Source organism: Dellaglioa sp. CoH-57-MRSF-16 (assembly GCF_056782055.1).
The window spans coordinates 257,273-283,661 of the sequence record NZ_JBXAXZ010000003.1 but is presented as its reverse complement, the minus strand read 5'-3'; the positions used below and the strand labels follow the sequence as shown (position 1 = coordinate 283,661).

At 37.5% G+C, this 26,389-nt stretch carries 42 protein-coding genes; 40 read left to right on the top strand and 2 right to left on the bottom strand.

All coding sequences use genetic code 11. The features are described from left to right. The first annotated feature begins 58 nt into the window (after positions 1–58). Complete coding sequence (locus AC1RPH_RS05105; protein ID WP_481761618.1) at positions 59–1,384, top strand: nucleobase:cation symporter-2 family protein; 1,326 nt, start codon at positions 59–61, stop codon at positions 1,382–1,384. Between the two features lie 35 nt (positions 1,385–1,419). Here the strand turns inward: AC1RPH_RS05105 and AC1RPH_RS05100 are convergent, their stop codons facing one another. Beyond that, a complete protein-coding gene (locus tag AC1RPH_RS05100; protein ID WP_481761617.1) occupies positions 1,420–2,112 on the bottom strand; it encodes a prepilin peptidase in 693 nt (230 codons plus the stop codon). Between the two features lie 252 nt (positions 2,113–2,364). Between AC1RPH_RS05100 and rpsL the strand changes: the two genes are divergently transcribed. From rpsL to rpsI, 39 genes are all read left to right on the top strand, one after another. After that, a complete protein-coding gene (rpsL, locus tag AC1RPH_RS05095; RefSeq protein ID WP_057974646.1) occupies positions 2,365–2,775 on the top strand; it encodes a 30S ribosomal protein S12 in 411 nt (136 codons plus the stop codon). A gap of 46 nt (positions 2,776–2,821) precedes the next feature. Then, a complete protein-coding gene (rpsG, locus tag AC1RPH_RS05090; protein ID WP_057974645.1) occupies positions 2,822–3,292 on the top strand; it encodes a 30S ribosomal protein S7 in 471 nt (156 codons plus the stop codon). A gap of 93 nt (positions 3,293–3,385) precedes the next feature. Then, positions 3,386–5,479 carry an elongation factor G gene (gene fusA / locus AC1RPH_RS05085; protein WP_409022017.1) on the top strand — a complete coding sequence of 698 codons (2,094 nt, stop codon included), beginning with the start codon at positions 3,386–3,388 and terminating at the stop codon, positions 5,477–5,479. A gap of 343 nt (positions 5,480–5,822) precedes the next feature. Further along, positions 5,823–6,131 (top strand): 30S ribosomal protein S10, encoded by a 309-nt coding sequence (gene rpsJ / locus AC1RPH_RS05080; protein ID WP_057974643.1) that lies wholly within the window; start codon positions 5,823–5,825, stop codon positions 6,129–6,131. Between the two features lie 46 nt (positions 6,132–6,177). Beyond that, the gene (rplC, locus tag AC1RPH_RS05075) at positions 6,178–6,810 is read left to right on the top strand and encodes a 50S ribosomal protein L3 (RefSeq protein WP_481761616.1); all 633 of its coding nucleotides are present in this window, start codon (positions 6,178–6,180) and stop codon (positions 6,808–6,810) included. Between the two features lie 20 nt (positions 6,811–6,830). Next, the gene (gene rplD / locus AC1RPH_RS05070; RefSeq protein WP_409022019.1) at positions 6,831–7,454 is read left to right on the top strand and encodes a 50S ribosomal protein L4; all 624 of its coding nucleotides are present in this window, start codon (positions 6,831–6,833) and stop codon (positions 7,452–7,454) included. Then, positions 7,454–7,738, top strand: coding sequence for a 50S ribosomal protein L23 (rplW, locus tag AC1RPH_RS05065; RefSeq protein WP_409022020.1), 285 nt, complete (start codon positions 7,454–7,456; stop codon positions 7,736–7,738). Before rplD ends, rplW begins: the two co-directional genes overlap by 1 nt. A 32-nt stretch (positions 7,739–7,770) precedes the next feature. Next, entirely contained in the window at positions 7,771–8,604 is an 834-nt protein-coding gene (gene rplB / locus AC1RPH_RS05060) for a 50S ribosomal protein L2 (protein WP_409022021.1), read from the top strand. Between the two features lie 42 nt (positions 8,605–8,646). Then, the gene (gene rpsS / locus AC1RPH_RS05055) at positions 8,647–8,928 is read left to right on the top strand and encodes a 30S ribosomal protein S19 (protein WP_057974638.1); all 282 of its coding nucleotides are present in this window, start codon (positions 8,647–8,649) and stop codon (positions 8,926–8,928) included. 14 nt (positions 8,929–8,942) lie between these two features. After that, the gene (gene rplV, locus AC1RPH_RS05050; protein ID WP_409022022.1) at positions 8,943–9,296 is read left to right on the top strand and encodes a 50S ribosomal protein L22; all 354 of its coding nucleotides are present in this window, start codon (positions 8,943–8,945) and stop codon (positions 9,294–9,296) included. A gap of 13 nt (positions 9,297–9,309) precedes the next feature. Continuing rightward, positions 9,310–9,966 (top strand): 30S ribosomal protein S3, encoded by a 657-nt coding sequence (rpsC, locus tag AC1RPH_RS05045; protein ID WP_057974636.1) that lies wholly within the window; start codon positions 9,310–9,312, stop codon positions 9,964–9,966. A 3-nt stretch (positions 9,967–9,969) separates the two neighbouring features. Next, positions 9,970–10,404 (top strand): 50S ribosomal protein L16, encoded by a 435-nt coding sequence (rplP, locus tag AC1RPH_RS05040; protein WP_057974635.1) that lies wholly within the window; start codon positions 9,970–9,972, stop codon positions 10,402–10,404. Further along, the gene (rpmC, locus tag AC1RPH_RS05035; protein ID WP_057974634.1) at positions 10,394–10,588 is read left to right on the top strand and encodes a 50S ribosomal protein L29; all 195 of its coding nucleotides are present in this window, start codon (positions 10,394–10,396) and stop codon (positions 10,586–10,588) included. Before rplP ends, rpmC begins: the two co-directional genes overlap by 11 nt. Positions 10,589–10,613: 25 nt before the next feature. Continuing rightward, complete coding sequence (rpsQ, locus tag AC1RPH_RS05030) at positions 10,614–10,880, top strand: 30S ribosomal protein S17 (RefSeq protein WP_057974633.1); 267 nt, start codon at positions 10,614–10,616, stop codon at positions 10,878–10,880. Positions 10,881–10,932: 52 nt separating this feature from the next. Beyond that, positions 10,933–11,301: a 50S ribosomal protein L14 gene (gene rplN, locus AC1RPH_RS05025; RefSeq protein ID WP_409022023.1), complete on the top strand. Its 369-nt coding sequence runs from the start codon at positions 10,933–10,935 to the stop codon at positions 11,299–11,301. A 32-nt stretch (positions 11,302–11,333) separates the two neighbouring features. Next, a complete protein-coding gene (gene rplX / locus AC1RPH_RS05020) occupies positions 11,334–11,642 on the top strand; it encodes a 50S ribosomal protein L24 (protein WP_409022024.1) in 309 nt (102 codons plus the stop codon). A gap of 27 nt (positions 11,643–11,669) precedes the next feature. Continuing rightward, complete coding sequence (gene rplE / locus AC1RPH_RS05015; protein ID WP_409022025.1) at positions 11,670–12,212, top strand: 50S ribosomal protein L5; 543 nt, start codon at positions 11,670–11,672, stop codon at positions 12,210–12,212. Between the two features lie 18 nt (positions 12,213–12,230). Beyond that, positions 12,231–12,416 carry a type Z 30S ribosomal protein S14 gene (locus AC1RPH_RS05010; protein ID WP_057974629.1) on the top strand — a complete coding sequence of 62 codons (186 nt, stop codon included), beginning with the start codon at positions 12,231–12,233 and terminating at the stop codon, positions 12,414–12,416. A 33-nt stretch (positions 12,417–12,449) separates the two neighbouring features. Next, positions 12,450–12,848 (top strand): 30S ribosomal protein S8, encoded by a 399-nt coding sequence (gene rpsH / locus AC1RPH_RS05005; protein WP_057974628.1) that lies wholly within the window; start codon positions 12,450–12,452, stop codon positions 12,846–12,848. A gap of 30 nt (positions 12,849–12,878) precedes the next feature. Continuing rightward, positions 12,879–13,415 (top strand): 50S ribosomal protein L6, encoded by a 537-nt coding sequence (gene rplF / locus AC1RPH_RS05000; protein ID WP_481761615.1) that lies wholly within the window; start codon positions 12,879–12,881, stop codon positions 13,413–13,415. 53 nt (positions 13,416–13,468) lie between these two features. After that, the gene (gene rplR / locus AC1RPH_RS04995; protein ID WP_462298812.1) at positions 13,469–13,825 is read left to right on the top strand and encodes a 50S ribosomal protein L18; all 357 of its coding nucleotides are present in this window, start codon (positions 13,469–13,471) and stop codon (positions 13,823–13,825) included. Positions 13,826–13,844: 19 nt separating this feature from the next. Then, a complete protein-coding gene (gene rpsE / locus AC1RPH_RS04990) occupies positions 13,845–14,345 on the top strand; it encodes a 30S ribosomal protein S5 (RefSeq protein ID WP_409022028.1) in 501 nt (166 codons plus the stop codon). Positions 14,346–14,357: 12 nt separating this feature from the next. Next, positions 14,358–14,540: a 50S ribosomal protein L30 gene (rpmD, locus tag AC1RPH_RS04985; RefSeq protein WP_057974624.1), complete on the top strand. Its 183-nt coding sequence runs from the start codon at positions 14,358–14,360 to the stop codon at positions 14,538–14,540. 45 nt (positions 14,541–14,585) lie between these two features. After that, positions 14,586–15,020, top strand: coding sequence for a 50S ribosomal protein L15 (gene rplO / locus AC1RPH_RS04980; RefSeq protein ID WP_409022029.1), 435 nt, complete (start codon positions 14,586–14,588; stop codon positions 15,018–15,020). Beyond that, complete coding sequence (secY, locus tag AC1RPH_RS04975; protein ID WP_409022030.1) at positions 15,020–16,315, top strand: preprotein translocase subunit SecY; 1,296 nt, start codon at positions 15,020–15,022, stop codon at positions 16,313–16,315. The genes rplO and secY overlap by 1 nt, the downstream gene beginning before the upstream one ends. A gap of 76 nt (positions 16,316–16,391) precedes the next feature. Beyond that, a complete protein-coding gene (locus AC1RPH_RS04970) occupies positions 16,392–17,054 on the top strand; it encodes an adenylate kinase (protein ID WP_481761614.1) in 663 nt (220 codons plus the stop codon). A gap of 196 nt (positions 17,055–17,250) precedes the next feature. Continuing rightward, the gene (infA, locus tag AC1RPH_RS04965) at positions 17,251–17,469 is read left to right on the top strand and encodes a translation initiation factor IF-1 (RefSeq protein WP_057974621.1); all 219 of its coding nucleotides are present in this window, start codon (positions 17,251–17,253) and stop codon (positions 17,467–17,469) included. A gap of 35 nt (positions 17,470–17,504) precedes the next feature. Continuing rightward, positions 17,505–17,621, top strand: a complete 117-nt coding sequence (gene rpmJ / locus AC1RPH_RS04960; RefSeq protein ID WP_057756760.1) for a 50S ribosomal protein L36 — start codon at positions 17,505–17,507, stop codon at positions 17,619–17,621. Between the two features lie 24 nt (positions 17,622–17,645). Beyond that, positions 17,646–18,011: a 30S ribosomal protein S13 gene (gene rpsM, locus AC1RPH_RS04955; RefSeq protein ID WP_057974620.1), complete on the top strand. Its 366-nt coding sequence runs from the start codon at positions 17,646–17,648 to the stop codon at positions 18,009–18,011. Between the two features lie 28 nt (positions 18,012–18,039). Further along, on the top strand, positions 18,040–18,429 hold the full coding sequence (rpsK, locus tag AC1RPH_RS04950; protein WP_057974619.1) for a 30S ribosomal protein S11: 390 nt from the start codon (positions 18,040–18,042) through the stop codon (positions 18,427–18,429). Between the two features lie 85 nt (positions 18,430–18,514). Beyond that, positions 18,515–19,453 (top strand): DNA-directed RNA polymerase subunit alpha, encoded by a 939-nt coding sequence (locus AC1RPH_RS04945; RefSeq protein WP_409022032.1) that lies wholly within the window; start codon positions 18,515–18,517, stop codon positions 19,451–19,453. A 27-nt stretch (positions 19,454–19,480) separates the two neighbouring features. Continuing rightward, entirely contained in the window at positions 19,481–19,861 is a 381-nt protein-coding gene (gene rplQ / locus AC1RPH_RS04940; protein WP_057974617.1) for a 50S ribosomal protein L17, read from the top strand. A gap of 254 nt (positions 19,862–20,115) precedes the next feature. Further along, the gene (locus tag AC1RPH_RS04935; protein WP_481761613.1) at positions 20,116–20,538 is read left to right on the top strand and encodes a GNAT family N-acetyltransferase; all 423 of its coding nucleotides are present in this window, start codon (positions 20,116–20,118) and stop codon (positions 20,536–20,538) included. A gap of 271 nt (positions 20,539–20,809) precedes the next feature. Then, the gene (locus AC1RPH_RS04930) at positions 20,810–21,655 is read left to right on the top strand and encodes an energy-coupling factor ABC transporter ATP-binding protein (RefSeq protein ID WP_481761612.1); all 846 of its coding nucleotides are present in this window, start codon (positions 20,810–20,812) and stop codon (positions 21,653–21,655) included. Further along, positions 21,631–22,509 carry an energy-coupling factor ABC transporter ATP-binding protein gene (locus AC1RPH_RS04925; protein ID WP_481761611.1) on the top strand — a complete coding sequence of 293 codons (879 nt, stop codon included), beginning with the start codon at positions 21,631–21,633 and terminating at the stop codon, positions 22,507–22,509. Before AC1RPH_RS04930 ends, AC1RPH_RS04925 begins: the two co-directional genes overlap by 25 nt. Further along, positions 22,493–23,296, top strand: a complete 804-nt coding sequence (locus AC1RPH_RS04920) for an energy-coupling factor transporter transmembrane component T family protein (RefSeq protein WP_481761610.1) — start codon at positions 22,493–22,495, stop codon at positions 23,294–23,296. The genes AC1RPH_RS04925 and AC1RPH_RS04920 overlap by 17 nt, the downstream gene beginning before the upstream one ends. A gap of 12 nt (positions 23,297–23,308) precedes the next feature. Next, positions 23,309–24,073: a tRNA pseudouridine(38-40) synthase TruA gene (gene truA, locus AC1RPH_RS04915; RefSeq protein ID WP_409022037.1), complete on the top strand. Its 765-nt coding sequence runs from the start codon at positions 23,309–23,311 to the stop codon at positions 24,071–24,073. A gap of 202 nt (positions 24,074–24,275) precedes the next feature. Next, on the top strand, positions 24,276–24,719 hold the full coding sequence (gene rplM / locus AC1RPH_RS04910) for a 50S ribosomal protein L13 (protein WP_057974611.1): 444 nt from the start codon (positions 24,276–24,278) through the stop codon (positions 24,717–24,719). 13 nt (positions 24,720–24,732) lie between these two features. Beyond that, complete coding sequence (gene rpsI, locus AC1RPH_RS04905) at positions 24,733–25,125, top strand: 30S ribosomal protein S9 (protein ID WP_409022038.1); 393 nt, start codon at positions 24,733–24,735, stop codon at positions 25,123–25,125. Positions 25,126–25,686: 561 nt separating this feature from the next. Here rpsI and AC1RPH_RS04900 read toward each other — a convergent pair. Then, positions 25,687–26,379, bottom strand: coding sequence for a DUF6287 domain-containing protein (locus tag AC1RPH_RS04900; protein ID WP_481761609.1), 693 nt, complete (start codon positions 26,377–26,379; stop codon positions 25,687–25,689). Positions 26,380–26,389 lie beyond the last annotated feature (10 nt).

Sequence of the window (26,389 nt, the reverse complement as noted above, 5' to 3'; positions counted from 1 at the left end):
GGCATGAAATCCATAGAAAATCCGACTTATTAGTGTGAAAGATAATGTGGAGGATCAAATGAAGAATAGCACGGAATTAGAAAATAGTAGTTTGGATGAATCTAATTTATCAAATTTTAGAGCAGCAATATTAGGATTACAGCATTTATTAGCCATGTATTCAGGCGACATTTTGGTACCATTATTAGTTGGGGCTGCACTTGGGTTTAGTACAAAACAAATTACTTATTTAGTTTCGATGGATATTTTCATGTGTGGGATTGCAACATTATTACAATTGAAACGCACACGTTTTACTGGCATTGGTTTACCTGTAGTACTTGGGTGCGCGATTGAATACGTTGCACCATTGACTGCAGTAGGAAAACATTTTGGATTAGGAACAATGTATGGATCAATTATTGCTGCTGGTATTTTTATATTTCTAATTTCGGGATTCTTTGCAAACATTAGAAAATTCTTCCCACCAGTAGTGACAGGATCATTAATTACGTTAATCGGATTAACGTTAATTCCAGTTGCCTTTACCAACATGGGCGGTGGGGATGTGACAGCCAAATCATTTGGTAGTATCCCTAACTTAATAGTTGCAGGTGTAACCATTGCCGTTATTTTAGGCTTGAACATTTGGGGCCGCGGATTCATTCAACAAGTGGGTATCTTAATTGGTATTTTAGTTGGTGTGGTCGTTGCCTCATTTATGGGAAAAGTAACATTAGACCCAGTTAGCCAAGCTAATTGGTTTCAATTACCCCATGTTTTTATGTTTGCTGCCCCTAAATTTGAATGGTCATCAATTGTGACTATGATATTAGCAGCGTTAACAACTATGATTGAATCAACTGGTGTATTTTTTGCGCTGGGAGATATCGTTGGTCGTCCAATCAGAAAAGATGATTTAAAAAAAGGGTACCGTGCTGAAGGTATCGCAGCTGTTTTAGGTGGTATCTTTAATACGTTCCCATACTCGACATTTTCACAAAATGTTGGAATTGTGCAACTATCAGGAATTAAAACGAAGAAACCTGTTTATTTTTCAGCGTTCTTTTTAATTGCTTTAGGGTTACTTCCTAAAATTGGTGCAGCAGCAACTGTCATTCCAGCAGCCGTTTTAGGTGGTGCTATGTTAGTTATGTTCGGTATGGTTGGTGCACAAGGTATTAAAATGTTGCGCGAAGTTGAAGGTAGTAATAGTAATTTATTAATTATCGGTATTTCGGTCAGCTTAGGACTTGGTGTAACAGTACAACCAGCATTACTCCAAGCATTACCCTTAACAATCCAGACCATTTTTGGTAATGGACTTGTTGTCGGTAGTCTGTCGGCTGTTATCTTAAATATTCTATTCAATTATGGTCATTTGAATGACGCAATCGAAGATTAAAGTAAAAGCTAAGCAAATTTGCTTAGCTTTTTTATTTATATGAAGAAAGATAACGCAATAGTAATATAAACGCCAAACGTTATATGTGGGACAAATGGGAAAAATTGATATCGACTCTGTTTTACAGTAAAAAAGTAGATAAGTGAGCTGATACAAGCAAAAAGAGTGGCAATCAAACAAAAATGAACACCAAATGTTAGTTGAATGATAATCAGTAAAATAAAATCGCCAAGGCCGAGCTTTTGTTGAAAACATAAGACAAATAGAAACAGACTGAATAAGCTAATTGCTATTAGTGAGTCTGGAAACCCAAATAACAGATAATGCCACAGGATGAATAGTATTCCACCACCGATAGTTAAGCGACCAGAAATCAGTCGGTTAGTGAAATCCATAGCTGATAGAAAAGTTAAATAAAATAAGAACGTTATAAGTAATAGAAATTCAAAAAGAGATAGTTGAGTGAAAGATAAGGGCAACATGGCGGCCAAACTACATTCAAAAATAAATGAATAGGCTGGGAATTCTCCCTTGCAGAATCGACAGTGTCCGTGTAATCTAAGATAAGCGTAGATAGGAATTAGATCAAACCAAGGTATTTTTGTACCACAATAGTCGCAGATTGATCTTTTGTTGAATTGATTCTGATTCAATGCACAGCGTGTGGCAATGCAGGTGATGAATGAACCTAGGCAAGCACCTAGTAAAAATAAATAACTAATTAACATAATTTAAATCCTCCTATTAAAAAATACGCTTTTTAGTGTAAATACCATTGACGTATATTAAATACCGTGATATTCTGTGTAAGGTGCTTTTTGTGAACAGTTAATTCATCTACATAGTTGAGATTCTGTATAACAGCAGCGCATTATAAGACAGACGTCTAGGACGTTATTTTTTATTATTAAAAAATGAACCACCTGGATGTGTGGACTTAAAAAACAATTAACCTATAATAAGGAAGGAGGAAACTTTAGATGCCAACAATTAATCAATTAGTTCGTAAAGGTCGTAATTCTAAAGGTTCAAAATCTGGTGCACCCGCATTAAACTTCGGGTATAACAGTTACAAAAAAGTTCAAACAGATAATCCTGCACCACAAAAACGTGGGGTTGCTACTCGTGTCGGAACAATGACACCTAAAAAGCCTAACTCTGCTTTACGTAAATATGCGCGTGTGCGTTTATCTAACTTACTTGAAGTTACAGCTTACATTCCTGGTATTGGACATAACTTGCAAGAACATAGTGTTGTTCTTATTCGTGGTGGCCGTGTAAAAGATTTACCTGGGGTACGTTACCATGTTATCCGTGGTGCTCTTGATACAGCCGGTGTTGCTGATCGTAAACAAAGTCGTTCAAAATACGGCGCAAAGAGACCTAAATAAGAATAAAGTTATTCTAATAAAAATAGAATCTAAGGAGGTTATTTAGATGCCAAGAAAAGGCCCAGCTCCAAAACGAGAAGTATTGCCTGATCCAATTTACAATTCTAAATTAGTAACACGTTTAATCAACCGTTTAATGTTAGATGGTCGTCGTGGTACTGCATCAAAGATCTTGTATGATGCATTCGAAATGATTAAAGAACAAACAGGAAACGAACCTAATGAAGTTTTTGATGAAGCTATGAAAAACATCATGCCTGTACTTGAAGTTAAAGCTCGCCGTGTCGGTGGTTCTAACTACCAAGTGCCAATTGAAGTTCGCCCTGATCGTCGTTCAACTTTAGGTTTACGTTGGTTAGTAAGTTACGCACGTTTACGTGGGGAACATACTATGCCAGAACGTTTAGCTAAAGAAATCATGGATGCAGCAAACAATACTGGTGCATCAGTTAAGAAACGTGAAGATACACATAAAATGGCTGACGCTAATAAAGCATTCGCACATTACCGCTGGTAATTTTATAAAAGAATGGCTATTATATGATTTTGATAATCGATATAGTAGTCATTTTTTTGAATCTATTTTAGAATCGAAAGGAGATACTACAAAATGGCAAATAAACGCGAATTCCCACTAGAAAAAACGCGTAATATCGGGATTGTTGCTCATATCGATGCTGGTAAGACAACAACTACTGAACGTATTTTATACTATACTGGTAAAATTCATAAAATTGGTGAAACTCATGAAGGAGCTTCACAAATGGATTGGATGGAACAAGAACAAGAACGTGGTATCACAATCACATCAGCTGCAACAACTGCTGAATGGAAAGAACATCGTATTAATATCATCGATACTCCAGGACATGTGGATTTCACTATTGAAGTTGAACGTTCACTTCGTGTCTTAGATGGAGCCGTTGTTGTTTTAGATGGTCAATCTGGTGTTGAACCACAAACTGAAAACGTTTGGCGTCAAGCTACAACATATTCAGTTCCTCGTATCGTTTTCATCAATAAGATGGATAAAATGGGTGCTAATTTTGATTACTCAGTAGGCACAATCAAAGATCGTCTTCAAGTAAATGCTGTTCCTATCCAAATGCCAATTGGTGCTGAAGATGATTTTGAAGGTGTTATTGATTTAATCGAAATGAAAGCCGATTTATATGATAACGAAGATTTAGGTGCTACATGGGAAAGTATTGACGTTCCTGAAGAATATTTAGAAGAAGCTACAAAACGTCGCGAAGCTTTAGTTGAAGCCGTTGCTGATGTTGATGAAAAGCTTATGGAAAAATATCTTGATGGTGTGGAAATTACTAAAGATGAAATCAAAGCTGCTATCCGTAAAGCAACATTAAATCTTGAAATGTACCCAGTTCTTGCTGGTTCAGCATTTAAAAACAAGGGTGTTCAAATGATGTTGGATGCTGTTAATGATTTCTTACCATCTCCTTTAGATGTTAAACCTTATAACGCAGTAGATCCTAAAACAGATGAAGAAGTTGAAATCACAGCCGGTGATGACAAAGATTTCGCTGCTTTAGCATTTAAAATTGCAACGGATCCCTTCGTTGGTCGTTTAACATTCTTCCGTGTTTACTCAGGTACATTACAAGCTGGTTCTTATGTCTTGAACTCTACTAAAGACACGCGTGAACGTGTTGGTCGTATCCTTCAAATGCATTCAAATCACCGTAATGAAATTCCTGAAGTATTCTCTGGTGATATTGCTGCTGCTATTGGTTTGAAAAATACGACAACTGGTGATTCATTAACGGATGAAAAACATCCATTAATCCTTGAATCAATGGAATTCCCTGAACCAGTTATCCAAGTATCTATCGAACCAAAAACAAAAGCTGATCAAGATAAGATGGATATCGGTTTACAAAAACTAGCAGAAGAAGATCCTTCATTCAAGGCTGAAACTAACCCTGAAACTGGTGAAACTTTAATCGCTGGGATGGGTGAATTGCATTTGGATATCATCGTTGATCGTATGAGACGTGAATTTAACGTTGAAGCTACTGTTGGTGAACCACAAGTTGCCTACCGTGAAACATTTACAAAAACTGTTTCTGCACAAGGTAAATTCGTTCGTCAATCTGGTGGTAAAGGTCAATATGGTGATGTTACAGTTGAATTCTCACCTAATGAAGAGGGTGGCGGTTTCGCATTCGAAGACGCTATCGTCGGTGGGGTTGTTCCTCGTGAATATATTCCTTCAGTTGAACAAGGTTTGAGAGAAGCTATGCAAAATGGTGTTCTTGCAGGCTACCCACTTATTGATGTTAAAGCTAAGTTATATGATGGATCATATCATGATGTCGATTCTAACGAATCAGCATTTAAGGTAGCTGCCTCAATGGCATTGAGAAAAGCTGCTAAGAGTGCTGGTGCTGTTATTCTTGAACCAATGATGAAAGTTGAAGTTGTCGCTCCTGAAGATTACTTAGGTGATGTTATGGGACATGTAACTGCTCGTCGTGGACGTGTTGAAGGTATGGAAGCTCGCGGAAATGCACAAGTTGTTAACGCAATGGTTCCTCTTTCAGGTATGTTCGGTTACGCAACTACTTTACGTTCTTCTACACAAGGACGTGGTACATTCACAATGACATTTGATCATTACGAAGCTGTACCAAAATCAATCCAAGAAGAAATTATGAAGAAAAACGGAACAGCTACTGATTAATTAGTTGGTCTGAATTATAAAAGAAGTTATCACTTGTTGATAGCTTCTTTTTTTGTGGTAAAATAACATTTGGAAAATAAAAAAAGTTTTAAAAATGTTAATTATGATTATATAATGAGAAACTTTGAAAAAAAATAAGAAAGCACTTGCCATAAGGCTTTATCTCTAGTAGTATAGATAAGTACCCAAAAACAGATGGCGTATTACGCCCTGCGATAGGGTTTCATAGAATGAGCTAAGATGTGAAAGATTGCGACACGCCCGGCAGCTTTGCCACGCAAGGTGTGTCGGTCACTTACACGGAGCTAGTCTTATTTTTAAAATAGACGAAGGAGGGAACAAAATGGCAAAACAAAAAATTCGTATTCGCTTAAAAGCTTACGAACACCGTATTTTAGACCAATCTGCTGACAAGATTGTTGAAACTGCAAAAAGAACAGGGGCAACAATTTCTGGACCAATTCCATTGCCAACAGAACGTACATTATACACAGTTTTACGTTCACCACATAAGCATAAAGATTCACGTGAACAATTCGAAATGCTTACACATAAACGTTTGATTGATATCGTTAACCCAACACCTAAGACAGTTGATTCATTGATGAAACTTGACTTACCTAGTGGCGTTGATATTGAAATCAAATTATAAAACAGAGTTACAAAAATAAAAATACAAACATATTGGAGGTGTACTCATGACTACAAAAGGAATCTTAGGAAAAAAAGTAGGTATGACACAAGTTTTTACTGAAAATGGTGAATTGGTACCAGTTACAGTGATTGAATCTACGCCAAACGTTGTTTTACAATTGAAAACAATTGAAAACGATGGTTACGAAGCAATTCAATTAGGTTACCAAGACATGCGCGAAGTATTAACAAACAAACCTGCTAAAGGTCATGCAGCAAAAGCAAATACTACTCCTAAGCGCTTCGTTCGTGAAATTAACGATGTTGAGCTTGGAGAATATAACGTAGGTGACGAAATTAAAGTTGATACATTCTCAGCTGGCGATATCGTTAACGTTACGGGTACGTCTAAGGGACATGGTTTCCAAGGAAATATCAAACGTTGGGGACAATCACGAGGTCCTATGACTCATGGTTCTCGTTATCATCGTCGTCCTGGTTCAATGGGTGCCGTTATTAACCGTGTATTCAAAGGTAAGAGATTACCAGGTCGCATGGGTGGCAAACGCGTAACTGTCCAAAACTTGGAAATTATTCGTGTTGACGTTGATAGTAATGTTATCTTGATTAAAGGTAACGTACCAGGCGCAAACAAAACATTAGTTACAATTAAAAACGTCACAAAAGACGCTAAATAACAGGAAGGAGGAATTTCAAAATGCCAACAGTCGCATTATTAAAACAAGATGGTACTAAAAATGGTGAAGTTGAATTAAACGACGCTATTTTTGGAATCGAACCTAACGACAATGTCATTTTTGACGCCGTAATCATGCAACGTGCATCATTACGTCAAGGAACTCATTCAGTTAAAAACAAAAGTGCAGTTTCAGGTGGTGGTAGAAAACCATGGCGCCAAAAAGGTACAGGTCGTGCTCGTCAAGGATCTATCCGTAGCCCACAATGGCGTGGTGGTGGTGTCGTATTTGGCCCTACTCCTCGTTCATACAGTTACAAATTACCTAAAAAAGTTCGCCGTTTAGCTCTTAAATCAGTACTTTCACAAAAAGTATTGGATAACAGCGTGGTTATGGTCGATGCACTTAGCTTCGAACAACCAAAGACAAAAACTTTCAAAGAAGTTTTAAGTAACTTAGATATCAACAAAAAAGTATTAATAGTTCTTGAACCTGGCAATGATTTCGTTGCTTTAGCAGCTCGTAACTTACAAAATGTTACAGTAGTAGAAGCTAAAGGTGTTAACGTTCTTGACGTTATCAACAATGATAAATTAGTCATGACTCAAGCAGCTCTTTCTCAAGTAGAGGAGGCTCTTTCATAATGGAATCAAGAGATATTATCTTACGCCCAGTCATCACCGAAGCAGCAATGGATAGAATGGCTAACAAAGTTTACACATTCGACGTTGATACTCGTGCAACTAAAATTGAAGTCAAAAAAGCTATTGAAGATATTTTTGGCGTTAAAGTTGTAAAAGTAAATATCATGAATGTTAAAGGTAAGTTAAAACGTCAAGGTCGCTATGCTGGTTATACTAAAAAACGCCGTAAAGCAATTGTTACTTTAACTGCCGACTCAAAAGAAATCCAATTATTCGAAGAATAATCTAAAATTTTGTAAACTAGGAGGAAAACAACGTGGGAATTAAAAAATTCAAACCAACCACTAACGGTCGTCGTAATATGACTGGTTCTGATTTCTCAGAAATTACTAAATCAACTCCTGAAAAATCATTACTAGAATCAAAAAGCAGAACTGCCGGCCGTAATAACTATGGTCGCATTACTGTTCGTCACCGTGGTGGTGGTCATAAACGTCAATACCGTTTGATCGATTTCAAGCGTGTTAAAGACAATGTAACAGCAACTGTTAAAGCAATTGAATATGATCCAAACCGTTCAGCTAATATTGCATTATTACAATATACTGATGGTATCAAATCATACATCATTGCTCCTAAAGGATTAGAAGTTGGCATGATGGTTCAATCTGGTAAAGAAGCAGATATCAAGGTTGGTAACGCATTAGCTCTTCAAGATATCCCAGTTGGTACAATTATTCATAATGTCGAATTAAAACCAGGTAAGGGTGGACAACTTGCTCGTTCAGCCGGTGCTTCTGCACAATTACTTGGTAAAGAAGGTAAATACGTCCTTGTTCGTTTGACATCAGGCGAAGTTCGCATGATCTTATCAACATGTCGCGCATCTATCGGTGCTGTTGGTAACGAACAACATGAATTAATCAAAATTGGTAAAGCTGGTCGTGCTCGTTGGGCTGGTAAACGTCCTACAGTTCGTGGATCAGTTATGAATCCTAACGATCATCCTCATGGTGGTGGTGAAGGTAAAGCTCCAATTGGTCGTCCATCACCTATGTCTCCTTGGGGTCAAAAGACGATGGGTTACAAAACACGTTCAAAGAAAAACCAATCAGACAAATTTATCGTACGTGGACGCAACAAGAAATAATTTACTTGTTGCTTAAGCTATATTCCGGAAGGAGGATTCACATTGAGTCGTAGTCTAAAAAAAGGACCATTCGTCGATGAACATTTGATGAAAAAGGTCGAAGCACAAACTGATCAAGAAAAGAAAACAGTTATCAAAACATGGTCACGTCGTTCAACAATCTTCCCTAACTTCATTGGTCTAACTATCGCTGTATATGATGGACGTAAACACGTTCCAGTTTTTATGCAAGAAGATATGGTTGGTCATAAGTTGGGTGAATTTGTTCCAACACGTACTTTCCGTGGTCACGGATCTGACGATAAGAAAACTACAGTTAAATAAAGGAGGTTATACACATGGCTGAACAAGTAACATCAGCAAAAGCAACCGCCAAAACTGTTCGTATTCCAGCGCGTAAAGCTCGCTTGGTAATCGATCTTATCAGAGGTAAAAGTGTTGCTGAAGCTATCGGTATTTTGAGATTTACTCCCAGAGCCGGAAGCCCAATCATTGAAAAAGTTTTACTTTCTGCTGTAGCTAATGCAGAAAATAATTTTGATTTAGATGGTGAAAACTTAGTTATTACTGATATTTTTGCTAACGAAGGACCAACTTTAAAACGTTTCCGTCCTCGTGCTAAAGGATCAGCTTCACCAATTAACAAACGTACGAGTCACATTACAGTAGTTGTATCTGAAACTACAAAATAAGGAGGGATAACGCGTGGGTCAAAAAATAAATCCAACGGGATTACGTGTAGGTATCATTCGTGATTGGGATTCAAAATGGTATGCAGAAAAAGATTTTGCAAACTACCTTCATGAAGATTTACACATCCGTAAATACATTCAAGAAAAATTAACCGACGCTTCTGTCTCTATCGTTGAAATCGAACGCGCTGCAAAACGTGTTAACGTTTCAATCCATACTGCTAAACCTGGTATGGTTATCGGTAAAGGTGGAGCTGAAGTTGAAAAACTTCGTAAAGAATTAAATGATTTAACAGGTAAACGTGTGCATATCAACATTGTTGAAATCAAACGTCCTGATTTAGATGCTCAATTAGTCGGCGAAAACGTTGCGGAACAATTAGAAAACCGTGTCGCATTCCGTCGTGCTGTTAAACAAGCTATGCAACGTACAATGCGCTCTGGTGCTAAAGGTATCAAAGTTCAAGTTGCTGGCCGTCTTAACGGAGCTGATATGTCTCGTGTTGAAAGCTACTCAGATGGTACAGTTCCATTACATACCTTAAGAGCAGATATTGACTACGCTTGGGTTGAAGCAATGACTACTTACGGTAAATTAGGCGTTAAAGTCTGGATCTACCGTGGTGAAATCTTACCAGCTAAGAAAAACGCTGTGAAAGGAGGGAAATAACCTATGTTAGTACCTAAACGTACAAAATTCCGTCGTGAATTCCGTGGTAAAATGCGTGGGGAAGCTAAAGGTGGCAAAGAAGTCGCTTTTGGAGAATTCGGTTTACAGGCTCTTGAATCATCATGGATCACTAACCGTCAAATCGAAGCTTCTCGTGTCGCTATTAACCGTCATATGAAACGTGGTGGGAAAGTATGGATTAAAATTTTCCCTCATAAATCATATACTGCAAAAGCAATTGGTGTTCGAATGGGTTCTGGTAAAGGTGCTCCTGAAGGATGGGTAGCTCCAGTTAAACGTGGAAAGATCATGTTTGAAGTTGCCGGTGTTCCCGAAGAAGTTGCTCGCGAAGCTTTACGCTTAGCATCAAACAAACTTCCAGTGAGAACTAAAATTGTAAAACGTGAGGAAGTAGGTGGCGAATCACATGAAGGCTAAGGAAATTAATGAATTAACCACTGCTGAAATGATTACCAAAGAACAAGAATTTAAAGATGAATTGTTTAACTTACGCTTCCAATTAGCTACCGGTCAATTAGAAAATACCGCACGCTTAAGTGAAGTACGTAAAACAATTGCTCGTATTAAAACGGCATTACGCCAACAAGAATTAAACAAGTAGATTACGAAAGGGAGGCCATTTACGCATGAGTGAAACTCGTAACCAACGTAAAGTCTATCAAGGACGCGTTGTATCCGACAAAATGGATAAAACGATTAGTGTTCTTATCGAAACATACAAGACACACAAAACCTACGGTAAACGTGTGACTTATTCTAAAAAATTCTATGCACATGATGAAAATAACGAAGCAAAAATCGGCGATATCGTTCAAATTATGGAAACTCGTCCGTTGTCAGCAACTAAGAGATTCCGTTTATTAGATATCGTTGAAAAAGCAGTTATTGCTTAAGCATAATTGCCATTCGTATTTCTAATTTGCTATCGAAAGGAGGACACTTACTGTGATACAAACAGAAAGTCGTTTAAAAATTGCCGACAATTCAGGCGCAAAAGAAATCTTAACTATTAAAGTTTTAGGTGGATCAAAGCGTAAAACTGCTAATATCGGTGACGTTATTGTTGCTACTGTTAAACATGCAACACCAGGTGGTGTTGTCAAAAAAGGTGAAGTTGTTAAAGCTGTAATCGTACGTACAAAATCAGGTGCTCATCGCGCTGACGGTTCATACATCAAATTTGATGAAAATGCTGCCGTTATCATCCAAGATGATAAAAGCCCTAAAGGTACACGTATCTTTGGACCTGTTGCACGTGAATTACGTGATAACAATTTCATGAAGATTGTTTCTTTAGCACCCGAAGTATTATAAGAAATCCATCGGAAAACAAGGAGGTGCGCTAAATGTTCGTCAAAACTGGTGATAAAGTTCAATTAATTGCAGGTAAAGATAAAGGTAAACAAGGTACTGTTACTAAAGTTTTCCTTAAAGATGACCGTGTGATTGTTGAAGGCATGAATATTGCAAAAAAACATCAAAAACCTAGTAACTCGAATCCACAAGGTGGCATCGTGGATATAGAAGCACCAATTCACGTTTCAAACGTGATGCTTATCGACCCATCTACAAACGAACCAACTCGTGTTGGCTTCAAAGTTGTAGACGGCAAGAAAGTTAGAGTTTCTAAAAAATCAGGTGAAACTGTTAAATAGACCTACTGAAAGGAGGACACTTTCTTCATGACTAACCGTTTAAAAGAAAAGTTCACTAATGAAATTACACCATCTATGATGGAAAAATTTAACTACACATCAATTATGCAAACACCTCAAGTTGATAAAATTGTTATCAACATGGGTGTTGGTGATGCTGTTACTAATGCTAAAAATTTAGATAAAGCTGTTGAAGAATTAGCTTTAATCGCTGGTCAAAAACCTTTGGTTACAAAAGCTAAAAAATCAATTGCTGGCTTCCGTTTACGTGAAGGTATGCCAATCGGTGCTAAAGTTACTTTACGTGGCGAACGCATGTACGATTTCTTAGATAAATTAGTTTCAGTTTCATTACCTCGTGTGCGTGATTTCCGTGGCGTTAGCAAAAAAGCCTTTGATGGCCGTGGTAACTATACTTTAGGTGTTCGCGAACAATTAATTTTCCCAGAAATCGATTTTGATGATGTGGATAAAGTTCGTGGAATGGATATCGTTATTGTTACAACTGCTAATACTGATGAGGAATCAAAAGAATTACTCACACAATTAGGTATGCCGTTTTCTAAATAATAAGGAGGTTACAAAGCTTTGGCTAAAAAATCATTAATTGCAAAGAACAAACGTCCAGCAAAATTCTCTACACAAGCTTATACACGTTGCGAACGTTGTGGTCGCCCACATTCTGTTTATCGTAAATTTAAATTATGCCGTATTTGTCTTCGTGACCTTGCTCACAAAGGCCAAATTCCTGGTATGAAAAAAGCTAGCTGGTAAATCTAAAAGACAAGTTAAAGGAGGGTAAACTCAATGGTCATGACTGATCCGATCGCAGACTTTTTAACTCGTATCCGTAATGCAAACATGGTACGGCATGAGTCTTTAGAAGTGCCTGCTTCAAAAATCAAACGTGATATCGCTGAAATCCTTAAAAATGAAGGTTTCGTACGTGATATCGAATACATCGATGATGACAAACAAGGTATTATCCGTGTATTTTTAAAATTTGGAAAAGACAACGAACGTGTAATCTCTGGTATTAAACGTATCTCAAAACCAGGATTACGTACGTACGTTCAAGCTGATGCAGTTCCTAAAGTATTAAATGGTTTAGGAATCGCAGTTATCTCAACATCAGAAGGTGTGATGACAGATAAAGATGCACGCGCCAAACAAATTGGTGGCGAAGTCTTAGCATACATCTGGTAATCAATTAATTCGTAAGGAGGTGTCACTCGCGTGAGTCGTATAGGTTATAAAGAAATCGTTCTTCCTGCTGGTGTAGAAGTTACACAAGAAGGTCAAATGGTTACAGTAAAAGGCCCCAAAGGTGAATTAACTCGTAAGTTCTCTAGTGCTATTACAATGCATGTTGAAGGTCTTTCAGTTAAATTTACTCGTGAAAGTGACGATAAAAGCACTCGTGCCTTACATGGTACAATGCGTGCCAACGTAAACAACATGGTTCTTGGTGTTACAGAAGGTTTCAAAAAAGAACTTGAGTTGATTGGTGTTGGTTATCGTGCACAATTACAAGGGAAAAAATTAGTATTAAATGTTGGTTATTCACATCCAGTGGATTTTGAAGAACGCGAAAACTTAACTGTTGAAGTTCCTGCAAATACAAGTATTATTATTTCAGGTATCAGTAAACAAGAAGTTGGCGATCTTGCCGCAGAAATTCGTGCCGTTCGTCCTCCAGAACCTTATAAAGGTAAAGGAATTCGTTACGTTGGCGAATATGTTCGTCGTAAAGAAGGTAAAACAGGTAAATAATGCTGCTTAGCATTGCTTACTTTGTTTTTGAATAAAATCAAGAGGTGAAAATTGTGATTACAAAACCAGATAGAAATAAAACACGTTCAAAACGTCATTTACGTGTTCGTGGCAAGATTTCTGGAACTGCAGAGTGCCCACGCTTAAACGTATTCCGTTCTAATAACCACATCTACGCTCAAGTAATTGATGACGTAGCGGGTGTAACGCTAGCAAGTGCCTCAACAATTGATAGTGAAGTAACTGGCGACAGTAAAGTAGCAAAAGCTACTGCTGTTGGCGCATTAGTTGCTAAACGTGCTAATGACAAAGGTATCAAAGCTGTTGTTTTTGATCGTGGCGGATACTTATACCATGGACGCGTTGCTGCTTTAGCTGAAGCAGCTCGTGAAAATGGATTAGAATTCTAAGAAAGGGAGGAAATAGTTTATGACTTTCATTGATCCAACTCATTTAGATTTAGAAGATCGTGTTGTTGCGATTAACCGTGTTACTAAAGTTGTAAAAGGTGGACGTCGTCTACGTTTTGCTGCATTAGTTATTGTCGGTGATCACAATGGTCATGTAGGCTTCGGTACAGGTAAAGCTCAAGAAGTTCCTGAAGCAATCCGTAAAGCAGTTGAAGATGCTAAAAAGAACTTGATTGAAGTACCTATGGTCGGTACGACACTTCCTCACGAAGTTCTCGGTCAATACAGTGGTGGACGCATTATGCTTAAACCAGCTGTTGAAGGTTCTGGAGTTGCCGCTGGTGGTTCAGTTCGTGCCGTTATGGAACTTGCTGGAGTAGCAGATGTAACAAGTAAATCATTAGGCTCAAATACACCAATCAACGTTGTTCGCGCAACAATGGATGGTTTAAAGAAAATGAAGAGTGCTGAAGAAGTTGCTGCATTACGTGGCGTTTCTATTCAACACTTAGCTGACTAGGAGGACTAAAACATGACAGATTTAAAAATTACATTAAAACGCAGTGTCATCGGACGTCCTCAAAATCAACGCGAAATCGTTAAAGCTTTCGGTTTACACCGTATTAGCAGCTCTGTTATTCGTCCTAATGACGCAGTAACACGAGGCGTTATCGCCAAGATTTCTCATTTAGTGGACGTTGAAGAAGTTAAATAACATCAACATCTTGTTTGCAGTTTAAAATAAGGAGGTGCCAACCCTATGAAATTACATGAATTAAAACCAAGTGAAGGTTCTCGCTCAGTACGTAACCGTGTCGGACGTGGAACATCTTCAGGTAATGGTAAAACTTCTGGACGTGGTCAAAAAGGCCAAAAAGCCCGTAGTAAAGTACGTTTAGGTTTTGAAGGTGGACAAATGCCTTTATTCCGTCGTATGCCAAAACGTGGATTTAATAACTTCAACCGTAAAGAATATGCAGTTGTCAATTTAGATAGCTTAAACAAATTCGAAAACGGTGCTGAAGTAACACCAGCATTACTTGTTGAATCAGGTATTGTTAAGAACGAAAAATCAGGAATTAAAATTTTAGCTTCCGGCGAACTTAACAAGAAATTATCTGTTAAAGCAGGTAAATTCTCAGCTGCTGCTAAAGAAGCTATTGAAGCTGCCGGTGGTCAAACAGAGGTGATCTAATGCTTAAAGTGATGAAAAATGCATTAGCTGTGAAAGAAATCCGTCAAAAGATTTTTTTCACTTTATGCGTTTTAATTGTCTTTCGCTTAGGTACTTTTATAACAGTTCCTGGAATTAACCATGCTGCAATTGCTAGTGCAACAAGTAGTAACTTAGTTAGTCTTCTTAACACTTTTAGTGGTGGTGGATTAACTAATTACTCAATTTTCGCAATGGGGGTTTCACCCTACATTACAGCTCAAATTGTTATTCAATTACTACAAATGGACATTGTTCCTCGTTTTGTAGAATGGAGTAAGCAAGGTGAAGTTGGTCGTCGTAAATTGAATCAAGCTACACGTTACCTAACAATTGTCTTAGCATTTGTTCAATCTGTAGGTATCACCGCAGGGTTAGACTCATTAAGTAGTTTAGGTTTGGTTAACAATCCAAGTACGCAAACATATGTTGTTTTGGGCGTTATTTTAACAGCCGGAACAATGTTTACGACTTGGTTAGGTGATATGATTACTGAACGTGGTATTGGGAATGGTGTTTCCATGTTAATCATGGCAGGTATCGTTTCTCGTATTCCAGGTGGTATTAAACAGATTTTCAATGAACAAATTTTCCAAGCTGATAAAGGTGATCTTTGGGGGGGCATCTTGTTCATAGTTATCTTGCTCGTTATTATTTTTGCAATCGTAACTTTTGTAACATATGTTCAACAAGCTAACTATAAGATTCCAATTCAATACACAAGACGTGTTGCTGGTGCGACAGATAGTTCATATCTGCCACTTAAGGTAAACGTTGCGGGTGTTATCCCCGTTATTTTTGCGAGTTCGTTCATTGCAACACCCCAAACTGTGCTTTTGGCATTCCAAAGCTCACAAGGGGACACGACTTGGTATAAAGTATTAAGTCAAGTTTTCAACATGCAAACAACATACGGAGCCATCCTATATACCGTATTGATTGTCTTGTTCACATTCTTCTACGCTTTCGTACAGGTAAATCCTGAGAAACTCTCAGAGAATTTACAAAAACAAGGAAGTTATATTCCAAGTGTTTGGCCTGGTAAAGCAACAGAAAAATATGTTTCAAAATTATTAATGCGTTTAAGTACTGTTGGTTCATTATTCTTAGGATTTGTTGCTTTAATTCCATTATTAGCATCAAGTTTGTTCGGATTAGATGAATCAGTTGGTTTGGGTGGTACTAGTCTGTTGATTGTCGTTGGGGTTGCTCTTGAAACTATTCGTCAATTAGAGGGTATGATGATGAAACGTAAGTACGTCGGATTCATTAGATAATCGATAAAAAACAAATTTTAAACTGAGAATTAGGTTAGGCTGATGCCTAACCATTTCTCATATTAGGAGGATATTCATGACTAAAATGAACCTGATGTTAATGGGTTTACCTGGTGCAGGTAAGGGAACACAAGCTGAAAAGATTGTCGACGCTTTCCACATCGCTCATATCTCTACGGGAGACATCTTCCGTGCAGCAATGAAAAATGAAACACCAATGGGACTTGAAGCTAAAAAGTATATCGATCGTGGTGACCTTGTTCCTGATGAAGTCACAAATGGCATTGTCAAAGAACGATTAGCTGAAGATGATATTCAAGATGGCTACATGCTTGATGGGTTTCCAAGAAATATGGCACAAGCTGTTGCCTTGGACGAAATCGGTAAGGACCTTGGAAAACCTCTTAACGCAGTCATTGACATTCATGTTGATCCTGAATCTCTAATCGAACGTTTAACTGGTCGTTACATTTGTCGTAATTGTGGAGCTACATATCACAAAATCTTCAACCCCACAAAGGTTGAAGGAACATGTGATCGCTGTGGGCAACATGAATTTTATCAACGTGAAGATGACAAACTTGAAACGGTTAAAAATCGTTTAGAAGTTAACATCAAAATGAATACACCGTTATTAGATTTTTACGAACAACGTCATCTATTGTATACAGTAGATGGTAACCGCGATATTGAAGATGTATTTGCAGATATTGAAACGATTTTAAACAATCTCAAGTAATCTGAGTATTCCGCTGCAAAGTAATTGTGCCGGAGTGGCTAACTTGCATCTGAGATAGCGGTATGATAGAATAATTCCGGTTTATCTTTTCAGGAGGATATTTGTAATAATATCCTGATAAGAACGGGTGAGAGTGTCTAATTCTCGCCATTTTTACATGTAAAGTTAAAACACGATTTTAAGGAGGTACATTTACGTGGCGAAAGAAGAAGTAATTGAGATTGAGGGTACGGTCCGTGAAACGTTACCCAATGCGACTTTTCGAGTTGTACTTGAAAATGATCATGAAATTTTAGCTCATGTCTCTGGTAAAATTCGTAAGAATTATATTCGTATTTTACCTGGTGATAAAGTGACGGTTGAAATGTCTCCTTACGATTTAAGTAAGGGTCGTATTACTTATCGCTTTAAATAGATTGTACTTCAAAAACTTTTAGGAGGTATAATTCAATGAAAGTAAGACCATCAGTAAAACCAATGTGTGAACATTGTAAAGTTATCAAGCGCAAAGGTCGAGTTATGATCATTTGTAGCGCAAATCCAAAACATAAACAACGTCAAGGATAATAAAAATTAGGAGGTGTAATTGTTATGGCTCGTATTGCAGGTATTGATATTCCACGTGATAAAAGAATCGTGGTAGCATTAACTTACATTTATGGAATCGGTAATACAACTGCTGCTAAGATCTTGGTAGAAGCAGAAGTATCAGAAGATATTAGAACTCGTGATTTAACAACTGACCAAGAGGATGCAATCCGTAAAGTTGTTGATCAATTTAAAATTGAAGGTGACTTACGTCGCGAAATCAGTTTAAACATTAAACGTCTCCAAGAAATTGGAACGTACCGAGGCATGCGTCATCGTCGTGGTTTACCAGTTCGTGGACAAAACACGAAAAACAACGCTCGTACACGTAAAGGCCCAGCTACATCAATTGCAGGCCGCAAGAAATAATTACTAGATTAAGGAGGTAATACTATTTATGGCAACTAAGAAAGTTTCTCGCAAACGCCGTGTTAAAAAACATATTGAAGCCGGTGTTGCACATATTCATTCTACTTTTAACAATACACTTGTTATGATTACTGATGTTAACGGTAACGCTGTTGCATGGTCATCAGCTGGTGCATTAGGTTTTAGAGGTAGTCGTAAATCTACACCATTCGCAGCACAAATGGCAGCAGAAGCTGCAGCTAAAGGCTCAATGGAAAATGGTATGAAGACTGTTGAAGTAGCAGTTAAAGGACCTGGTTCTGGCCGTGAAGCCGCAATCCGTGCTTTACAAACTACTGGTCTTGAAGTAACAGCAATTCGCGATGTTACTCCAGTGCCTCATAATGGATGTCGTCCTCCAAAACGCCGTCGTGTTTAACGTGGATTAATATTCATTACGGAGTTGAACTTCATAATGTTTTCACTAGATTACACGTTACGTTTTGAAAGGGGTAAAGATAAGAATGATTGAATTTGAAAAACCAAATATTCATAAGATAGATGAAAGTCCTAACTATGGTAAATTTGTTGTAGAACCACTTGAACGCGGTTATGGTACGACATTAGGTAATTCACTTCGTCGGATTCTATTATCTTCCTTACCAGGCGCATCTATTACTAATATTCAAATTGATGGTGTTTTACATGAGTTTTCAACTATTGAAGGCGTATTGGAAGATGTTACTCAAATTATCTTGAATATTAAGAAAGTTGCTTTGAAGTTAGCTGCTGATGAAGACCAATCCATCGAAATTGATGTGAAAGGTCCCGCAGAGGTTACTGCCGGTGACATCATTGTAAACAGTGATGTTGAAGTATTAAATCCCGACTTGTACATTTGTACAGTCGCAGAAGGTGCATCTTTTCATGTTCGCATGAACGCTAGCAATGGTCGTGGATACGTATCTGCTGATCAAAACAAAGCGGAAGATATGCCAATTGGCGTATTACCAATTGACTCCATTTATACCCCAATCGAACGTGTGAACTACCAAGTAGAAAAAACACGTGTTGGTCAAAAAGATGATTATGACAAATTGACACTTGATGTTTGGACTAATGGTTCAATTACACCAAGCGAAGCCATTAGTTTGTCGGCTAAAATTTTAACTGAGCATTTGACTTTATTTGTTGATTTAACCGATGAAGCTAAAAATGCTGAAATTATGGTTGAAAAAGAAGAAACACATAAAGAAAAAATGCTCGAAATGACGATTGAAGAACTTGATTTATCAGTTCGTTCATACAATTGTTTGAAACGTGCTGGAATCAACACGGTTCAAGAATTAACGAATAAATCCGAAGCTGACATGATGAAAGTCCGTAACTTGGGCCGTAAATCATTGGAAGAAGTTAAAGCTAAATTAGCTGCGCTTGATTTATCATTACGTCATGATGACTAATATTATATAGAGGGAGGGAAACTATTCATGAGTTACCGCAAATTAGGACGTACAAGTTCTCAACGTAAAGCAATGTTACGTGATTTAACAACAAGTCTTATTATCAACGAACGAATTGTGACTACTGAAGCTCGCGCTAAAGAAGTACGCAAATCTGCCGATAAAATGATTTCTTTAGGTAAACGTGGTGATTTAGCTTCACGTCGTCGTGCTGCTGCTTTCGTAAGAAACACAGTTGCTGACGTGAAAGAAGATGGTGACGATGTCACTGTTCAATCAGCATTACAAAAATTATTTTCTGATGTAGCTCCTCGTTACGCTGAACGTAATGGTGGATACACTAGAACTATGAAAACAATGCCTCGTCGTGGCGATGCCGCACAAATGGTTATTATTGAATTAGTATAATTCGTTAACAGATAATTTTTCACTTTGATTGATGATTAAAAACAAACGTTATGATGATGGAGTAATCTTAGTCTAGTTTGAAGGTTCTTCACATTTGTGATTTGCCGGTCATCCTTCATAGTGATTTTTTATTGTCTAATGAGGTCTGAAAAAAGGGTTCTGAACACATTTTAATAATGTGTTCAGAACCCTTTTTTTATGTGCTAAAACCTAGTATGATAATAGTATTCTTAATCTGTTTAGGGGGTAATGTGATGGCACAAAGTTCAATACAACTTTACCGTTATGATAGTAAATATTTATCGGAAATAACGACATTATTCAACCAAACAATTCAAGAGATTAACCGACAAGATTATTCACAACTAGAAATTAATGAGTGGGTGCAGAATAATCCAGATCTGAGTGCATGGCATAAACGATTAAGTGAATCATTTACGCTACTTGCCATCAAAGATTTAAAGGTCATAGGATTTGGTAACCTTGAAGTAACAGGACATATTGATATGCTGTACGTAGAGAGTTCTATGATTCGACAGCATATCGGAGCGCTTATTTTAACAGAATTAACAAATTACCAAAGGAATGAATTACAAATAAATGTACAAACGGTAGAGGCTTCAATAACTGCTGTCTCTTTTTTTGAACATTATGGGTTTAAAATTATAAAAAGATAAGATAATTATCGACATCAACAAAATCTAGTTAATTATCAAATGGTGAGAGAAATTTAGCTTAAAATGCAGTTCTTAGCGCAATATAAAAAGGTGTGACTAAATGGCTGTTTATTGTTAATTAAGAGCTTAAAAGTACAAAAAATGCATTTTAGATGTATGTTGTATAGATAGGACAACTATAAAGAGTAAAAGTATAAATACACTGAGTTCATTTTGGCCTGTGATATAATGCAAAACGTAAGTTATCTTGTGAATTGTGAGGACAGTAACAATGACTGAATTAATTAAAGTTGATCATTTAAATTATCAATATGAAGCACAAAAAGAAATGAGTGAAATGGCACTTAAAGATGTGTCCTTTACGATTGAAAAAGGTGACTGGGTTGCAATTATTGGTCATAACGGTAGTGGGAAAAGTACATTATCTAAAAATATTAATGGCTTGCTAGCACCTCAATCAGGTGAAATCACAGTAGATGGCCTTATTTTATCACCAGAAACGGTCTGGGATATTCGTCGTAAGATTGGCATCGTTTTTCAAAACCCAGATAACCAGTTTGTGGGAGCAACTGTTGAAGATGACGTTGCATTTGGACTTGAAAACAATGGAATAGAACGTAAAGAAATGCAAGAACGAGTCAGAGACGCGCTTGAACGTGTAGATATGTGGGAGTTTGCGGCCAAGGAACCTGCTAGACTATCTGGGGGACAGAAACAACGTGTCGCAATCGCTGGAATTGTCGCTCTAAGGCCAGAAGTTATCATCTTGGATGAATCAACTAGCATGTTGGATCCAGAAGGTCGTGACGAAGTTTTGAGCCTAATACATCAACTCAAAGAAGAACGTGGGCTAACAATTATTTCAATCACGCATGATATTAATGAAGCGGCAAGTGCTGACAAAATTATGGTTATGGACAAAGGCGAGCTGGTAAAAGAAGGCACACCTGCTGAAATTTTTGCACTTGGTGAACAATTAGTAGATATGGGATTAGATATTCCATATCCAGAACGCTTAAAAGTCGCGCTTAAAAAACGTCATTTTGACATTCCGGACGACTATATGACAGAGGAAGGTATGGTAGATTGGTTATGGCAATTAAATTCAACGAAGTAGCCTTTACCTACCAAAAAGGGACACCTTTTGAAAGTCGGGCGCTACATAATATCAATCTTGAAATTGAGGACGGCTCATTTACAGCAATTGTTGGACATACAGGTTCTGGTAAATCGACCCTATTGCAACATTTAAATGGCCTATTAAAACCAACTGAAGGTAAAATTACAATTGGGAATCAAATCATTACACCAGAAACGGCCAATAAAACGTTAAACGATTTACGAAAACAAGTTGGCATCGTTTTTCAATTTCCAGAAGCACAATTGTTTGAAGAAACGGTTATTAAAGATGTGGCATTTGCGCCAAAAAACTTTGGTAAAACAGATGAAGAAGCTGAGAAAATAGCGACAAAAATGTTGAAGTTAGTTGGATTACCAGAGAATATCTATCAGCAATCACCATTTGACCTCTCTGGTGGTCAAATGCGTCGCGTAGCAATCGCTGGAATTCTGGCTATGGAACCTAAAATCTTGGTTTTAGACGAACCCACAGCAGGATTAGATCCTAAAGGTCGCGTTGATATGATGGCAATGTTCGAAGAACTTCATCGTGAACAAAATTTGACGATTATTCTCGTAACGCATCAGATGGATGATGTGGCAAATTATGCGAATCACGCTATTATCATGTCAAAAGGAACGATTATTAAATCGGGCACACCAAGAGAAGTTTTTGCTGATCCAGAGTTCTTATTAAGTAACCATTTGAACGTGCCAACAACAACGTTATTTTCAAAAAAATTAATTGAAAAAGGCTTTGAATTCAAGGAGATGCCTTTAACAGAGAATGAATTAGCCGACGACCTCGTCACGCTGCTAAGCCAAAATGGAGGTCATGACGCTAATGAATAAGTTGATTTTTGGACGTTACATAGCGGGTGATTCACTCGTTCACCGCATGGATCCGCGTGCTAAATTAGTTTTGAGTTTTTATTTTGTTGGAATAATCTTTATGGCAAATAATTGGCAAAGTTTTTCTATGCTTTTAGTTTTTACGTTAGGATGTATTTTAGCGTCAAAAATTAATATGAGTTTCTTTTTAAAAGGTGTCCGGCCATTAATTTGGCTGATTATCTTTACGGTTGCTTTGCAAATGCTATTTTCAAGTGGTGGCCAAATGTACTGGCATTGGGGGATTTTTAAAATTTCTCAATTTGGTGTGACAAATGGATTATATATTTTTTGCCGATTTATTTTAATTATTTTTATGTCAACATTATTGACGTTGTCAACGGCACCACTCCAACTAGCAGATGCGATTGAATCTTTATTAAAACCACTTAAAGCAATCAAATTTCCAGTTTATGAAATTGCGTTAATGTTATCAATCGCGTTACGTTTTGTCCCTACATTAATGGATGAGACAGAAAAAATTATGAACGCTCAACGAGCTCGAGGTGTGAACTTTGGTCAAGGGTCGCTAATTAAACAAATGCAATCAATTATCCCGTTGTTAATTCCGCTATTTGTAAGTTCGTTCAATCGTGCCGAAGATTTAGCGATTGCCATGGAATCTCGTGGTTACCAGGGTGGAGAAGGTCGAACAAAGTATCGTATTTTAAAATGGCGGACGGCTGATACGTTAGCTTTTGTTTTATTCGCTATCGTTACCGTTGCATTAGTCTACCTCAAAAATTAAGGATGAATAAATATGTCAGTACGTTTTAAAATTACCGTTGCTTATGATGGCGCAGCTTTTGCAGGGTTTCAGAGGCAGCCAAACCAACGGACGGTTGAATCTGTCTTAGAAAAAGCAGTAACAATTATGAGTAAATCAGAAGTACCAGTTAGAATTTATGGTTCAGGCCGAACAGATGCTGGCGTTCATGCCTTAGGACAGGTTTTTCATTTTGACTTCATGCATGAAATTCCGGAAACTAGCATGATGAGAGCATTGAACAGTTTATTGCCACTGGATGTTCAAGTTAAAAAAGCCGAACTTGTCAGTGATGATTTTCATTCACGCTATAGTACGCATGGTAAACGATATATGTATCGTGTTTCTCAAGGTGAATTTACCGACCCATTTAAACGCTTCTACACGGGTCATTATAAATACAAGATAGATATCGCCAAAATTGAAGAAGCATTACCTGATTTAGTTGGCGAACATGATTTTTCTAGTTTCGTGGCGGCAGGTAGCCAGGTTACAGATCACGTTCGGACGATTTATGAGGCAACCGTGAGAGAAGATAAAGAAAACCATGAAATTATTTTTGAATTTTATGGAAATGGCTTTCTGTACAATATGGTCCGAATTTTAGTCGCTACACTCCTAGAAATAGGGAACGGCCGGCGTCCGGTTCATGATATTTTACGGTTATATGAAGTAAAGGATCGACAACAAGCTCGAGAAACAGCTCCGGCGAGTGGATTATATTTAAAAAAGGTTTATTATCCGGACGAATTAGGGTAATATAGAAGTTATTGACAATATGAATACTAAGGCAATTTTAAATCTGAAAAGGTGTTATTTATTTGTGGGATGCCCATAAATTAGATTGACAAATTGACTTTTAATAGTTAATATTATAAATGGTATTGTTTGCCCCACTGATAGGCCCCGGAAACTTATTTGAGTGTCAAACAAACAACATGAAAAAACGGAGGAAACAATCGTGCGTACAACTTATTTAGCAAAAAAAGGCGAAATAGAACGTAAATGGTATGTTATTGATGCAACTGATATTTCTTTAGGTCGCTTATCAACTGTCGTTGCTTCTATCTTACGCGGTAAAAACAAACCAACATTCACACCTAATGTGGATACTGGTGATAACGTTATTGTTATCAATGCAGAAAAGGTTGGTTTAACTGGTCACAAAGCTGACAGAAAATTATACCAACATCATACAGATCATCCAGGTGGTTTAAAAACTCGTACTGCTGGTGATTTCCGTGCCAACGATCCTGAAAAATTGATTGCTTTCTCTGTTAAAGGTATGCTTCCAAAAGGTACTCTTGGTAAAGAACAAGCATTGAAATTACACGTATATCGTGGTGCAGAACATGATCAACAAGCACAACAACCAGAAACTTTAGATATTACAAACTTAATTTAAGGAGGCAATTGAAATGGCTCAAGTCGTATATTCAGGAACAGGTCGTCGTAAAAACTCAGTAGCTCGCGTACGTTTAGTACCAGGTACTGGTAAAATTACTATCAACAACAAAGCAATTGAAGATTACATTCCATTTGCTAACTTACGTGAAGTAGTCTTACAACCATTTAACGCTACAGAAACATTAGGTAGTTATGATGTTTTAGTTAACGCTAATGGTGGTGGCTTCTCAGGTCAAGCTGGCGCAGTTCGCCATGGTATTGCTCGCGCATTACTTACAGTAGATCCAGATTTCCGTGCAGCTCTTAAATCTGCAGGATTACTTACTCGTGATCCTCGTATGAAAGAACGTAAGAAACCAGGTCTTAAGAAAGCTCGTAAAGCAAGCCAATTCTCAAAACGTTAATATATATTTATATCGATATTTTGAAGCACTTCACAAAGCAATTTGTGAGGTGTTTTTTTTGGTATATTGCAGTTGTCACTGGTGAATATTTTTGGTTCTATTGCAACTATTGTTGGTGAATATATTATGGAGGGTGTTGTCACTTTGTGACAACGCCTTTTTTATGTACATAATCCTCATTACAAAGAAAATGTGTTTCCTAAAATTACTGAAATCGTAGGCATTACGTTTAATATGTTTCAATTCATTGTTAGTTTCTTAAAGTTGGCCACTAGAATAACGTAGTAGCCTAATAGAGATGCCCGCCATCCGTAGCTAACAATTTGATTATGTTGAGAACTCTGCAGGGGTGTCAGGCATTTTTGAAGGTAATCTAAAGTACCATAAACTCCGATGACTGCTGGATTAAGGAGTGCTTTCAGCAAATTTCATATTTAGTAAAACCTTAGTATTATTTGTCATAGGAGACTCTTTTTAGTGTCATACAAAAAAATCTGTTGCCAGTGATAGATTTTTCTATCACTGGCAACAGATATTGTAGACCTTCTATTTATATATATATTAACTTTGGCTGTAAACCGCGGTCACTGAGTTACTACTTGACCAAACAACAATCAGATTCTGCTTGTTCGTTTCTTCACCAGTATTAACACCATATTCGTGACTAGTCCCTTTGGGATAGAACATGACGGACCAATTAATAGAAACATCACTTGCATTACTTAAGCTGGCGGTTAAGATATTATTAGCAACTTCAAATTTCGTCGCATGCAGCCCATTCTGATCTTTTAAGCCAGCTTTATTTAATGTAAACGAAGATGATGACACTAGACTATCTTTAGTAATATTTAACGGCTGAACATCATCAAGTGGTAAGTCGCGTCCCCGTGCTTCTAACTTCACAATTTGCCACTGACCGACGATACTGCTGTAATCACTGACTTGAATTTGATCTAAATTCATCTGTTTTGGTTGATTTACTTCTTTGGCAGGCGTCTTTTTAATCGTATTTACTTTTTTTGACGACTGCGCTTTTTTCTTATCTGACACGGATTCTTTTTTTGGTTGATTTACTTCTTTAGTATGCGTCTTTTTAGTTGTATCTGCTTTTTTTGACGACTGCGCCTTTTTCTTATCTGACACGGATACTTGTTTTGGCTGACTTGTTTGCTCAGACTGTGACTTTTGTTGCCCACACGCTGTTAATAAAGCAACCATTACGATACTAGTCATTACAAGTAAAGGCTTCTTCATCTCAATTCCT